Source organism: Streptomyces sp. NPDC026092 (assembly GCF_040638605.1).
GTDB lineage: Bacteria > Actinomycetota > Actinomycetes > Streptomycetales > Streptomycetaceae > Streptomyces.
This window is the reverse complement of the sequence record NZ_JBEZYN010000002.1, coordinates 513,409-525,973: the sequence shown is the minus strand read 5'-3', so window position 1 is coordinate 525,973 and position 12,565 is coordinate 513,409. Positions and strand designations below refer to the sequence as shown.

At 72.2% G+C, this 12,565-nt stretch carries 11 protein-coding genes; 7 read left to right on the top strand and 4 right to left on the bottom strand.

Going from position 1 to position 12,565, the window contains the following annotated elements; translation table 11 throughout:
- Nucleotides 1-104: 104 nt before the first annotated feature.
- Nucleotides 105-1,079, bottom strand: coding sequence for an ABC transporter substrate-binding protein (locus AB0F56_RS04965; protein WP_362003989.1), 975 nt, complete (start codon nt 1,077-1,079; stop codon nt 105-107).
- 537 nt (nt 1,080-1,616) lie between these two features.
- Between AB0F56_RS04965 and AB0F56_RS04960 the strand changes: the two genes are divergently transcribed.
- The 3 genes from AB0F56_RS04960 to AB0F56_RS04950 all read left to right on the top strand — a co-directional run bounded on the left by AB0F56_RS04960 (nt 1,617) and on the right by AB0F56_RS04950 (nt 5,377).
- Nucleotides 1,617-2,825, top strand: a complete 1,209-nt coding sequence (locus AB0F56_RS04960) for an NADP-dependent malic enzyme (protein WP_362003986.1) — start codon at nt 1,617-1,619, stop codon at nt 2,823-2,825.
- Nucleotides 2,826-2,966: 141 nt separating this feature from the next.
- Complete coding sequence (locus tag AB0F56_RS04955) at nt 2,967-3,932, top strand: zinc-binding dehydrogenase (protein WP_362003985.1); 966 nt, start codon at nt 2,967-2,969, stop codon at nt 3,930-3,932.
- Nucleotides 3,933-4,006: 74 nt separating this feature from the next.
- Entirely contained in the window at nt 4,007-5,377 is a 1,371-nt protein-coding gene (locus AB0F56_RS04950; protein WP_362003982.1) for a cellulase family glycosylhydrolase, read from the top strand.
- 193 nt (nt 5,378-5,570) lie between these two features.
- On the opposite strand, the gene AB0F56_RS04945 is transcribed toward AB0F56_RS04950, so the two are convergent.
- Both AB0F56_RS04945 and AB0F56_RS04940 read right to left on the bottom strand, forming a co-directional pair.
- Complete coding sequence (locus tag AB0F56_RS04945) at nt 5,571-6,548, bottom strand: helix-turn-helix transcriptional regulator (RefSeq protein ID WP_362003979.1); 978 nt, start codon at nt 6,546-6,548, stop codon at nt 5,571-5,573.
- 1 nt (nt 6,549) lies between these two features.
- Entirely contained in the window at nt 6,550-7,479 is a 930-nt protein-coding gene (locus AB0F56_RS04940; RefSeq protein ID WP_362003976.1) for a DUF4097 family beta strand repeat-containing protein, read from the bottom strand.
- Between the two features lie 150 nt (nt 7,480-7,629).
- Between AB0F56_RS04940 and AB0F56_RS04935 the strand changes: the two genes are divergently transcribed.
- Complete coding sequence (locus tag AB0F56_RS04935; RefSeq protein ID WP_362003974.1) at nt 7,630-8,457, top strand: hypothetical protein; 828 nt, start codon at nt 7,630-7,632, stop codon at nt 8,455-8,457.
- A gap of 31 nt (nt 8,458-8,488) precedes the next feature.
- Here AB0F56_RS04935 and AB0F56_RS04930 read toward each other — a convergent pair whose 3' ends face one another.
- On the bottom strand, nt 8,489-8,674 hold the full coding sequence (locus tag AB0F56_RS04930; RefSeq protein WP_362003971.1) for a DUF6104 family protein: 186 nt from the start codon (nt 8,672-8,674) through the stop codon (nt 8,489-8,491).
- Nucleotides 8,675-8,770: 96 nt separating this feature from the next.
- On the opposite strand from AB0F56_RS04930, the gene AB0F56_RS04925 reads away from it, so the two are divergent.
- The 3 genes from AB0F56_RS04925 to AB0F56_RS04915 all read left to right on the top strand — a co-directional run bounded on the left by AB0F56_RS04925 (nt 8,771) and on the right by AB0F56_RS04915 (nt 12,562).
- A complete protein-coding gene (locus tag AB0F56_RS04925) occupies nt 8,771-9,247 on the top strand; it encodes a CU044_2847 family protein (RefSeq protein ID WP_362003968.1) in 477 nt (158 codons plus the stop codon).
- Nucleotides 9,244-11,442 (top strand): trypsin-like peptidase domain-containing protein, encoded by a 2,199-nt coding sequence (locus AB0F56_RS04920; protein ID WP_362003966.1) that lies wholly within the window; start codon nt 9,244-9,246, stop codon nt 11,440-11,442. The genes AB0F56_RS04925 and AB0F56_RS04920 overlap by 4 nt, the downstream gene beginning before the upstream one ends.
- Before the next feature lie 112 nt (nt 11,443-11,554).
- Nucleotides 11,555-12,562, top strand: coding sequence for a MoxR family ATPase (locus AB0F56_RS04915; RefSeq protein ID WP_362003963.1), 1,008 nt, complete (start codon nt 11,555-11,557; stop codon nt 12,560-12,562).
- Nucleotides 12,563-12,565 lie beyond the last annotated feature (3 nt).

Below are 12,565 nucleotides of genomic sequence, written 5' to 3'. Positions count from 1 at the left end.
CTTGATGGCCTCCGGGGGGAGGTCCGACGGGGCGGGCGACGCCCCGTCGGGAACCTTGTCGAGCTTGTCAGTCACAACGACTGCCCTTCAGTGGTACGTGGGGATCAGGAGCCGCCGTTGATCTGGGCCGCGGGAATCGCGCCGTCCCCGGCGTTCCACTTGTCCAGCGCAGCCTTGTACGTGCCGTCCTTGATGATCGCGTCGAGGGCTTCCTTGATCGCGTCACGCAGCTGCGTGTCCTTCTTGTCGACGGCGATGCCGAAGAAGCCGGCGTCCGACTTGTTGGCGATGGCCTCGAAGTCGTTGCCGCCGCCCGCGGTCTTCGCGATGTACGCGGCGACCGGGGAGTCGTTCAGGTCGGCGACGGCGCCGCCCGCCTTGACGCGGGTCTGGGCCTCGGCGTCGGTCGGGAAGGACTCGAAGGTGAGGGCGGGCTTGCCGTCCTTCTTGCACTTCTCGGCCTGGTCCTTGGCGGCCTGCTCGTACGTCGTGCCCCGCTGGACGGCGAGCTTCTTGCCGCACAGGTCGTCGAGGGACTTGATGTTCTCCGGGTTGCCCTTCTTCACCAGGATGCCGGTGGAGGCGGTGAAGTAGTCGACGAAGTCGACACCCGTGCCGACCTTCTGGCCCTTGTCGTCCAGACCCTCCTGGCGGGCCTTGGTGTCGGTCATCGAGGACATCACGACGTCCGTACGACCGGTCGGGAGCGCGGTGAGCAGGGTGTCGAACGTGCCGCTGGCGAACTCGAACTTCACACCGAGCTGCTTGCCCAGGGCGGCGGCGATGTCGGGGTCGACACCGACGATCTTGTCGCCCTCCTTGAACTCCATCGGGGCGTACGTGGCGTCCGTACCCACCTTGATGACGCCGGCCTTCTGGATGTCGGCGGGGAGCTTGGCGAAGAGCGGGGCGTCGGAGACGGCGCCGGAGGTCTTGTCGCCCGTGGGGGTCGAGCCACCGTTGGTCTGGTCGCCGCAGGCGGTCAGCAGCATGGAGCCGGCGACCGCGATGGCGGCGACCGCGGCAAGACGGGAGGTGCGGGTCTTGGCGGTCGTGCGGCGCGTGGAGCGTGCGGTCATGGTCGGGTTCCTCCGGCGTGTGAGGCGTTGCCATAGGCCGCGTGCACGCACCTTCGGGTGTCGCGACCTCGTGTGATTACGCGCATCTTGCCATTCGGACTGCGTCAATCGGACGGCCACGCATGTCAAAATCGGATAACGGGTGACCCCCGAACTCCGGAGGCCCGGTGGACACTGGCCGGACCTCTTCCGGGGAATGTTCCCCGAGGCCGGAAAATCTCCGGTTGATCTCGCCATCCGGACTACACGAAGGCCACCATCCGGTCTACACGAGAACGTTTCCGGACATGAGGCGACGCGCCTGCTCTTCGCAAGGTGCCTTTGCGTCCGTATGAGCCGCGTCACCGCTCCGCAATGGACTCGTCTACGGTGATGTACGTCCGGTAAGAAGGATCCTTACACCCCTCATCCGGGGCTCAGGGCGCGTTGTGCGGCGCGCCCGCGCGGTTGCCAGACACGGCGACCGCGGGACCCGCCCACCCCTCCTCAAGAAGGAGTGGCCACCCTCAAATGAAGAAGACTTAAGGGGTCAACCCAATGGCAGCGGAGATCGTCAATCCTCGCAGCGAGAGCGGTACGGAAGGGGCTCAGGAGCCCTTCGATCCGGCCTTCGCGCTGCACCGCGGCGGCAAGATGGCCATCTCGGCCACGGTGCCGTTGCGCGACAAGGACGACCTGTCCCTCGCGTACACGCCCGGCGTCGCCAAGGTGTGCACCGCGATTGCCGAGCAGCCGGAGCTGGTCCACGACTACACCTGGAAGTCCCAGGTCGTCGCGGTCGTGACCGACGGTACGGCGGTGCTCGGACTCGGCGACATCGGCCCGGAGGCGTCGCTTCCGGTGATGGAGGGGAAGGCCATCCTCTTCAAGCAGTTCGGCGGCGTGGACGCGGTGCCGATCGCGCTCGCCACCACCGACACCGACGAGATCGTGGAGACCGTCGTCCGGCTCGCCCCCTCCTTCGGCGGCGTGAACCTGGAGGACATCTCGGCGCCCCGGTGCTTCGAGATCGAGCGCAAGCTCCAGGAGCGCCTGGACATCCCCGTCTTCCACGACGACCAGCACGGCACCGCCGTCGTCACCCTCGCCGCGCTCCGCAACGCGGCGAAGCTGACCGACCGGGGCCTCGGCGACCTGCGCGCGGTCATCTCCGGCGCCGGTGCGGCGGGCGTCGCCATCGCCAAGTTCCTCCTCGAGGCGGGGCTCGGTGACGTGGCCGTCACGGACCGCAAGGGCATCGTCAGCCGTGACCGGGACGACCTGAACCCGGTCAAGCGCGAGCTCGCCGAGATCACGAACAAGGCGGGCCTCACCGGCTCCCTCGAGGACGCCCTGGCCGGCGCGGACGTCTTCATCGGCGTCTCCGGCGGTACGGTCCCGGAGGCCGCGGTCGCGTCCATGGCGCCGAACGCGTTCGTGTTCGCCATGGCCAACCCGAACCCCGAGGTCCACCCCGACGTCGCGCACAAGTACGCGGCCGTCGTGGCGACCGGCCGTTCGGACTACCCGAACCAGATCAACAACGTGCTCGCCTTCCCCGGCATCTTCGCGGGCGCCCTCCAGGTCCGGGCCTCCCGGATCACCGAGGGCATGAAGATCGCCGCGGCGAACGCCATCGCGGACGTGGTCGGTGACCAGCTCGCCGCCGACTGCGTGATCCCGTCGCCCTTCGACGAGCGCGTCGCCCCGGCGGTCGCGAACGCCGTCGCCGCCGCCGCCCGCGCCGAGGGCGTCGCCCGCCGCTGACGCCTCGCGCACCCGTGAAGGGCCCCGTCCTGGTCTCAGGGCGGGGCCCTTCCGCATGCCCCTCGTGGCCCGGGCGGCAGGGACGCGCGTCACAGCGATGTGCGGTTCCGCCGCAGGCCCGGTGACCCTACGCTCATGGCCATGTTCGCTGCCTACGCCGCCCGAATCGACCGTGACCAGCCGCTGAACGGCCTTGAGCTGGGCGAGCGGCCCGAGCCCGAGGTGCGTCCCGGGTGGACCACCGTCACCGTCAAGGCCGCCTCGCTCAACCACCACGACCTCTGGTCGCTGCGCGGGGTGGGCCTGCCCGAGGAGAGGCTGCCGATGATCCTCGGCTGCGACGCCGCGGGCATCGACGAGAACGGGAACGAGGTCGTCCTCCACTCCGTCATCGGCCAGTCCGGCCACGGGGTCGGCCCCGACGAACCGCGCTCGATCCTGACCGAGCGGTACCAGGGCACCTTCGCCGAGCGCGTCACGGTGCCCGCCTGGAACGTGCTCCCCAAGCCCAAGGAGCTCTCCTTCGAGGAGGCCGCCTGCCTCCCGACCGCCTGGCTCACCGCGTACCGCATGCTCTTCACCAACGGGGGCGTCCGCCCCGGCGACTCCGTCCTGGTCCAGGGCGCCGGCGGCGGGGTCGCCACCGCCGCCATCGCCCTCGGCGCCGCCGCCGGCCTGCGGGTCTTCGCCACCAGCCGCGACGAGGCCAAGCGGAAGCGGGCCGTCGAGCTCGGCGCCCTCGAGGCGTACGAGCCGGGCGCCCGGCTGCCGAAGCGGGTCGACGCCGTCATCGAGACCGTCGGCGCCGCCACCTGGTCGCACTCGGTCAAGTCGCTGCGCCCCGGCGGCACCCTGGTGATCTCGGGCGCCACGAGCGGCGACCGCCCCTCGCACGCCGAGCTCACCCGGATCTTCTTCCTTGAGCTCAAGGTCGTCGGCTCCACCATGGGCACCAAGGACGAGCTGGAGGACCTGCTCGCCTTCTGCGCCACCACGGGCCTCCGGCCGGTGATCGACCAGGTGCTGCCGCTGGACCGCGCGCGTGAGGGCTTCGAGAAGATGGCCTCGGGCGACCTCTTCGGAAAGATCGTCCTGACCAACTCTTGATGGATCGTCAGATCTGCTGATGGGATCTCCGGCACCGCGATCGCACGCGATCACACCCTCGTGCCGGAGGTCCCATGTTGCGAACGACCCTTGCCACAGGCGCCGTTGTCGCCGCGCTGCTCGCCCCGAGCGGAGCGCCCGCTCAAGGAGCTTTACCTCCTCTCACCGATGACCACGGGCGCGTCCTCACCCTGCGCGGGTGGAACGTCGAGGACAAGGCCAACCGCGGCGAGAAGGCCCTCTCCGCCATCACCGAGCGCCACTTCCGCGACATGCGCGCCAAGGGCTTCAACTTCGCCCGGCTGCTCGTCTTCTGGGACGACCTGGAGCCGCGCCGCGGCCAGTACAGCCAGGACTACCTGCGGAAGATCGAACGCATCCTGGACTGGGCGGAGAAGTACGACGTCCATGTCCTCATCGACGCCCACCAGGACGTCTTCGGTCCCGCCTTCGGCCACCGGGGCGTGCCCGCCTGGGCGACCAGGACCGACGGGCTGCCCTTCACCCCGCACCCGGACGACTGGTTCGCCGAGTACTTCGAGCCGGCCGTGCAGCGCGCCTTCACCCATCTCTACGAGGACGAGGACCTGCGCCGCGCCCAGGCCGAGATGTGGCGCCTGCTCGCCGACCGGTTCGAGGACCACCCGGCCGTCCTCGGCTACGACCTGATCAACGAGCCCATGGGCGAGCTGCGCGAGGGCGAGGACCTGCCGACCGCCGCCCGGCGGATCGAGCGCGAGCAGCTGACCCCGATGTACAACCGGCTCGCGGACGCGGTCCGCGCGGTGGACCGGGACACCTGGGTCTTCGTCGAGCCGACCCCGATCGTCGGCGAGGGCGTGCCCACCGGCCTCGGCCGGATCGACGACCCGAAGGTCGTCTACGCCCCGCACTTCTACAACGCCGCCATGGAGGCGGGCGCCGACTACGACCCGGCCGCCCGCTGGATCGAGACGTACGAACAGGCCGTGACGCAGTACCCCAAGGAGTACAAGGTCCCGGTCGTCGTGGGGGAGTGGGGCCCGCTCAACAACACCCTGCCGAACATGAACCGCTTCTACCGCGAGGCGATGGCCTCCCTCGGCCGGTACGGCAGCGGGTGGGCCGGCTATGTGTGGTGCTACGGCGGCGGGTACTGCGCGGTGGACGGCGCCGGGACCTTCCGTACGAACAAGGAGCTGACCGCCGAGCCCTACGCGGAGGCCGTCGCGGGCACGGTCACCTCCGCCGCGTACGACTCCGGGGCCGGGGTCTACCGGCTGGAGTACGTCTCGTCCCGCCGGGGCTCTCGGGTCACCGAGCTCTCCCTTCCCCCGGGCGCCTGGCAGGTGACGGCCCGGGGGAAGGCGATCGTGGTCCGCACGGGCACGTCAGGCGGCTCCGCCCTGGTCCTCGCGGCCCCGGGGGCCCGGGTGACGGTGACCGCCACCCGGGCTCCGCGCTAGGGCCTGTCCGGCGGATCATGGCCGGGGTCGCGACGCCTGGCACGGCCCCTCGCCGCGTTGCCGAAACGCCCCGACAGCTCCGCTATCGAGACGCTCCGGCGCCTTGCGATGCGTCCCCTAGGCCCAGAGGGCCTGGGGAGGCCCCATGCACCAGACGCCGCGGCCTATCCGACCCTGATCCGCCGGACAGGCCCTAGGCGTCCTTGCGGGCCGGCCGGAGGAGCGACGTGACGCGGTCCGCCGCCGTCGACAGGTGGCGGCGGGCCTCGGTCAGCTGGGCCGCCGTCACCCCGTGGTCCCGCGCGGCGTCACGGATGTCGTCGCGGAACCGGTCGAGGAGCCGGTCCAGGTCGCGGGCCGGGTCGCCGGTGGACTCGACGGTCCGGGCCCAGTCGGAGAGGGTCTCCTCCGAGACGGCCCCGGCTTCCTCCGTGACGGCGTCCTTCGGGGTGGCTGCCGGGGTCGTCCCCGCCGCGGTCTCCTCCTGGGCCGCCTTCCCCGGAGTCGCCGTGCGACCCGAGGCCCTGGGGTGCGTCGTGCCCGTGACCAGACCGCCGAGCTGGGCGGTGATGTCCGAGATGCCCTCCCAGACGCCCTTCGGCCAGTCGCCGCGCGCGAAGTGGTCCTGGACCTGGTCCTGGACCTGCTGGGCGATCCGCTGGAACTCCTTGGCCTGCCGGCGCGCCGACTGGGCCTCCTCGCGGGCCTGGCGGGTCTGCTCCCGCCACTCCTGCTTCGCGCGCCGCAGCTCCTCCTTGGCGTCGGAGAACGAGGAGCCCTTCTGTCGGCTCTCGCTCGCCGCCGCGCGCATCTCGCTGCGCAGCTTGCCCGCCGCGCCGCGCACGTCGTCGCGGATCTCGGCGGCGAGCTCGGAGACCGACTCGCGGATCTCCCGCTCCAGGTCGTCCAGTTCGCCGACGCGGCCGGCCAGCTCGGCGCGGCCCGCGTCGGTGATCGAGTACACCTTGCGGCCGCCCTCGGTGGCGTGCGTGACCAGACCCTCGGCCTCCAGCTTGGCGAGCCGGGGGTAGACCGTGCCTGCCGACGGTGCGTAGAGCCCCTGGAACCGCTCCTCCAGGAGCCGGATCACCTCGTAGCCGTGGCGGGGCGCCTCGTCGAGGAGCTTGAGCAGGTAGAGACGCAGGCGGCCGTGGGCGAAGACGGGCGGCATGTCACAGCACCTTTCCGGAGGGCGAGGACGAGGGCGTGGCGGAGGGTGAGGGTACGGCGCCGGCGTCGGCGGAGCTGTCGGTGTCTTCGGAGCCGTCGGGGTCTTCGGGGCCCGCCGCCTCCGGGCGGCGCAGGAGGGCGATCGAGCCGGACACCGTCGTGGCCTTGAGCTTGCCGCGGCCGTCGCCGAGCGTGCCGGTGATGCTCTTCGTGCCCCACTGCCCGCCCACCCGGAGGTCCTCGAAGGCGTTGGAGACGGAGCCGCTCGTGGTGCTGGCCTCGACCTCGGTGTCCGAGGGGTGCGGGATCCTGAGCGCGATCTCGCCGGAGACGCTGGTCAGGCGGATGTCGGCGGGAGGCCCGGCCTGCTCGCCGGCGTCCAGGTCGATCACCAGGTCCCCGCTGACCGTGTCGGCCTTCACGGAGGCGCCCGAGCCGTCGATCACGGTCAGGTCGCCGGTCACGGTGTTGACCCGCAGCGCGCCCGTGACCGTGTGGGCCTCGAAGGAGCCGGAGACGCTCTCCGCGTGGACCGGTCCGGAGAGCCCGACGAGGGTGGTGTCGCCGGTGACGCCCTGGACGTCCGTACGCCCCTTGATCCCGGAGATCACCGCACCGGCGCCGACCACGCCCACCTCGACGTCCGCGCCGGCCGGGACGGCCACCGAGACGACGGCCCGGCGGCGGAGCCCCATGGGGTCGAACCACTTGAGGAAGCCCTGCCAGTGCAGGTCGTCGTAGGAGACGGTCAGGGTCGAGCCCTCCTGCGTCACGGTGAGCGGCGGGCCCTTGATCTCGGCGATCTCCAGGCGGGCGGTGCGCTCGTCGGTGCCCACCACGTTCACCGTGCCGTTGACGACGCGGACCCGGAGGCAGGTGACGGGGTCGGTCAGCGTGAGTTTCGTCGGCTCGGCCACGGACCACTCTGTCATCGTGCTGACCTCCCGTTCGGTGACGCAACATATCGCGTCTCTCGATAGACACGATATATCGCGGTACGGGGAAGTCAACCCCCGTTTCCGTCAGGGCGCGAGCAGGCATTCACTCTTGTAACGGGACAAATTGGCCTAGCGTAAGGCCTCATGAACGCGACATCCGGATCGAGCCCCGACGCTCGTCCCGCCGGGGCGCTGCTGCTCTGCCGCGCCGAGCCCGCGGCGGTCCGCCCACCGGCCCAGCTGCTGCGCGAACAACTGCTCCTCGCCCCGGCCGGCACCGAATGGTGCGTCGTCGTCCCGGAGGGGAAGCCGTGGCTCCACGGCGGCGAGCCCGTCGAGCGGGTCGTCACGGGCTGGGCCACCGCGCTGGCCGTCTCCGCCGCCACCTGGCCGGTCCTCGCGCTCTGGTGGGACGCGGACCGGGCGGGCTTCACCCTGGCCGCGGGCTTCCGCCGCACCGTCGGCTACACCTGGCTGGCGGACGGCACCCCGGTCGGCGAGGACGAGGCCATGCGCACCTTCGCGGCCCGGCTCGCCCTCGACCCCGTCCTCGACGTCCAGGCCCTGGAGCCGCTCACCCGGCCCGACACCGACGCCGACGCGCACGCCCGGCTCGTCGGCCTGGCCGCCGTCCTCGCGCGCGTGGGCCTCGCCCTGCCCACCGGCCTCACCCCCGGCGAGAGCGCCGACCGGCTCCGCTCGGTCGCCCTGGCCCAGGGGGCGGAACAGCTCGAATGGTCCGGCTGGCGCGAAGCCGTGCGCGCCGAACTCGACGCGGTGGAGGGCGGCCCCTTCGGCCCGTATCTGCGCGGCCGCAGGGCCCGGCTGCTCGGCGCGGCGCAACTGGGGGCGGGACTGCCGCTGCTCGCCTGGGGCATCGGCCGCCGCAGCGGAGGCTGGACGACGGCCGGGGCGCTGCTCGTCGTACACGGCGCGCTGGGGCTCGTGTACGACCGGCTGCGCGGTCCGTGACCCCCGAAGGGGGTCACCGGAGACGTACTGGCTACTCGTCGTCCTCGTCCTCGTCGTCGAGGCGGGCCAGCCAGGTCGCGAGGCGCTCGACGGGCACCTCGAAGTCGGGGTTGAGATCGACGAACGTACGCAGCTGCTCGGCGAGCCACTCGAAGGACACCTCCTCCGTGCCGCGCCTCTTTTCCAGTTCCTCGATGCCACGGTCAGTGAAGTACATGCGATCAGGATAGGCCGTGCTCCGCGCGGCCTATCGCGCTTGTCAGCGGCAGGGACTAGCCTTCTTCATCATCGTTTCGGGGAGCGGGGGGCCGCTGTGACGCACGGGATCGCTCGGATTCGACTGGACGACGGCACGCCCGTCTGGGCCCGCGTCAGCGAGCCCGAGGAACTACGCCGGGGCGGCGGCTTCACGGACACCGGCATCGGCGACCGGGTCCTCTCCATGACGGAGGGGCTCACCGACGTCGTGCGCGGGGTCGTCGGCTCGCTGCGGGGCGGGCTCGACCCGCAGGCGCCGGTCGAGGTCTCCGTCAGCTTCGGCATCGAACTCACCGCGCAGGCGGGGAAGGTGATCAGCGTCCTCGCCGAGGGCGGCGGCACGGCCTCGATCGCGGTCTCCCTCACCTGGACCGAACCGGGCCCGGCGACCGCGGCCGACGAGGCAGCCGATTCGGTGGCCGAGCCGGCCCCCGCACCCGGCTCCGTGCGCGCGCCCGCCCCCGTCCCCGGGCCCGCGCCGGCGCCCGATGCGGGGGCGCCGCAGCGGCCGGCGGCCGACGGCGCCGTATGAGCGCCTTCGAATCCCTCGTGCGCCCCGCGCTGGTACGCATCGCGGCTCCCGGTGACGGGTATGACCCGCACGGCGACCGGTACTGGGGCACCGGCTTCTTCATCGCCCCCGGCTGGGTGCTGACCTGCGCCCACGTCGTGGCCAAAGGGGGGAGCGAGGTGTGGAGAGGAAAACGGGCCGTCGGCATCGTCCGGGACGGCGGAGTGACGACCGGCGAGGTCGTCCTCGCGAGCCCGCGCCCCGCCGATCCCGAACAGGTGCTGGACCGCTGGGACTTCCCGGACCTCGCGCTCGTCCGCGTCCCCGACGCCCAGGACGCCAGCTGCGTACGGCTCAGTGAGCGCCCGCCCGTCATCGCCGACCCCATCCCGGTCGCGCTGTACGGCTGGTCACGGGTGACCGGCCGGCTCGCGATCCGCGACGCCGTCGGCAGGGTCCACGGCGTCGACGGCGAGGCCCTCCTGCTGAGCGGCACCCAGCCCGTGGAGGGGCTCTCCGGCGGCCCGGTCGTCGACCTGAACCGCGCGGTCGTCATCGGCCTCAACAAGGGGCGCGGCGCGGACGAGGGCGCCGCCGTCCCCATCACCTCCCTGCGCAGGCTCCACCGCGAGCGCGGCGGCGAGGTGCTCTCCGAGGTCATGCGGGACCACGACCGGTACCACCTCGCCCGCTTCCGCTCGCTCGACAACGAGGACGGCGACTGGACCAGGGCGCAGCTCCGGCACCGTCCACCCGGCACCCCGGGCCTCGACCCCGGGCGCCGTATCCATCTGTACGGTCGGCTCGCCGAGCTGCACCCGCCGACCGGACCCGGAGACGTGCTCCACCTCGTCGACGAGGCCCGGCGGCAGACCGTCGGCCACGACCTGCGCCCGGTGCTCGAAGTCGCCCCGCAGACCTGGCGCGAGGGCGTCGGACTCCTCCACGAACTCCACGAACCGAACCAGGAGTCCGCCACCGACATCGGCCCGAACGCCGTGCTCGTGTACGCGGCCAAGGTCGCCCGGCACGTCAGGGAGCGGCACGGCGAGGGCGCCGCCGTCGCGGACCTGGCCGCCTGGGTCACCGACGCCGCCACCGAGACGCCGCTCCGCACGCGCAAGACCATCGCCGCCGTCCTCGCGAACGGCCGCCCCACCGGCGGCCGTTCGGCCCGGGAGCCCGGGGCCCGCGCCGACGTCCTCGTCGAGATCGACCCCCCGCCCTACGGCCGGAAGTTCCCCTGGCGGGTGAAGCTGCTCTTCGACGGCCACACCATCACCCCGCTGTACGGGGACGACGAGGGCGTCGAGCGCGAACGGCTCCGGGACACCCTGCGGGAGCCCCTCGCGGAGGCGCTGGCCCGCGGCGACCGGGGCGAGCATCTGGCGGCCGTCGAGGCGCTGTTGCCGCGCGAGCTCTTCGACGAGCCCCTGGACACCTGGCGCCTCTCGCCCGACGACGAGTTCTTCGACGAACGCTCGTTACCCCTCGGCCACCGCCGGATCGTCGTCATCCGGGACCGCGGCCGCGCCGGGCGGCCGCCGGCGCCCGAGTGGCGCAGACGGTGGCGCACGTCCGGGCTCGGACCGCTCCGGGCGGTACCGCTGCGCGCCGACACGCTCGCGGCGGCGCGGGACGTCCACGCCGCGCACCGGATCCGCCGCGAGTCGCCCCGCCAGGCCTGGGTACGGCTCTCGGAGGCCGCGGACGGCTCGGTTCCGGTGTACTGCGGCCCCGTGAGCAGCGGTGACGGACTCAAGGCCATGGCCGCCGCGCTCGCCGCAGGCCACCCCATCGCCCTGTGGCGCCACGGCGCCCATGACCACGACCGCACGTCCTGTGCCGAGTTCCACGAGCGGGCCGGCCTGCTGATCGCCGAAGCGGGCGGGGCCGAGGGCCTGCACGGACCGGTCATCTCCCTGCGCAGGCGGGTGTTCGCGGACGAGGACCTGTATCTGGACATGGACCCGGATCCGGACCTGGATGCGGACAGGGACACGTACGCGGACCTGGACGCCGATCCCGCCCTGACTCCAGGCCTGGATCCGGCCCCCTCCCTCGACCCGGCCGTGAGCGGCAGTGGTCCGCCCGCCCCCGTCCGTTCCGAGCACGCCTGGGCCGGGAACCTCGCCGTGCTGTTCGACCCCCCGGACCGCCCTCCGCACGAAGACCCGCTCCAGGGCCCTTCGATGCTCGGAGAGGAGGACTGGTGACCCCGCCGCCACGCGGACAAAAGGTCCGGTTCGTGCATCGCAGAGGGCCGGGGTTCGGCGGTACGTTCGAAAGGCCGGGCCACGACACCGCAGCAGCCAGGAGGAGTTCATCGTGAACGATTGGCGGATCTACCGTGGTGCCGGCCACCCGCACGACGAGATAGGGCGGTTGCCGGCTCCGCCGCCGTGGCGGGACTTCTCGTCGGGCGGCGCCGACGACACCCTGGCCGGCTCCGACCGGCGCCTCGGCGTGCGCCGCCGGCTGGTCCAGAACCACCACCCCAGGCCCGCCGAGACCGACGCCGTCAACGCGGCCCTCTACCTGCGCCGTCCGCTCCTCGTGACCGGCAATCCCGGCACCGGAAAGTCCACGCTCGCCCACGCCGTCGCCCACGAACTGGGCCTGGGCCGGGTTCTTCGGTGGCCGATCGTCTCCCGGTCGACCCTCCAGGACGGGCTCTACCGCTACGACGCCATCGGCCGTCTCCAGGACGTGCAGCTGGAGCGCGCCCAGGCCGGGTCGACGGTGCCCGCCGCGACGCCGGCGGGGATCGGCTCGTACATCCGGCTCGGACCGCTCGGCACCGCGCTGCTCCCCTCCGAGCAGCCCCGGGTCCTGCTCATCGACGAGCTCGACAAGAGCGACCTGGACCTGCCGAACGACCTGCTGAACGCGTTGGAGGAGGGCGAGTTCGCCATCCCGGAGCTGGAGCGGCTCGCCGACCGGGAGCCCGTGGTCCAGGTCCTCACGGACGACGGCCGGAAGGTCCCCGTCCAGGGCGGGCGGATCCGTTGCTCCACGTTCCCGTTCATCGTGCTCACCTCCAACGGCGAACGGGACTTCCCCGCCGCCCTGTTGCGCCGCTGCATCCGCCTGGAGCTGGAGCCGCCGGGCGAGGAACAGCTCGGCGCCATGATCGAGGCGCACCTCGGCCCCGACGCGGCGGCCGGCGAAGAGGGCCTGGTCAGCCGCTTCCTGAACCGCGAGCCCGGCGAGGTCATCGCCACCGATCAGCTCCTGAACGCGATCTATCTGACCCAGCACGCCCCGCGCACCGAGCGGGTGACCCGGGAACGCATCGCGGACATGCTCATGCAGCCGCTCGATCAACCGAGGTGATGG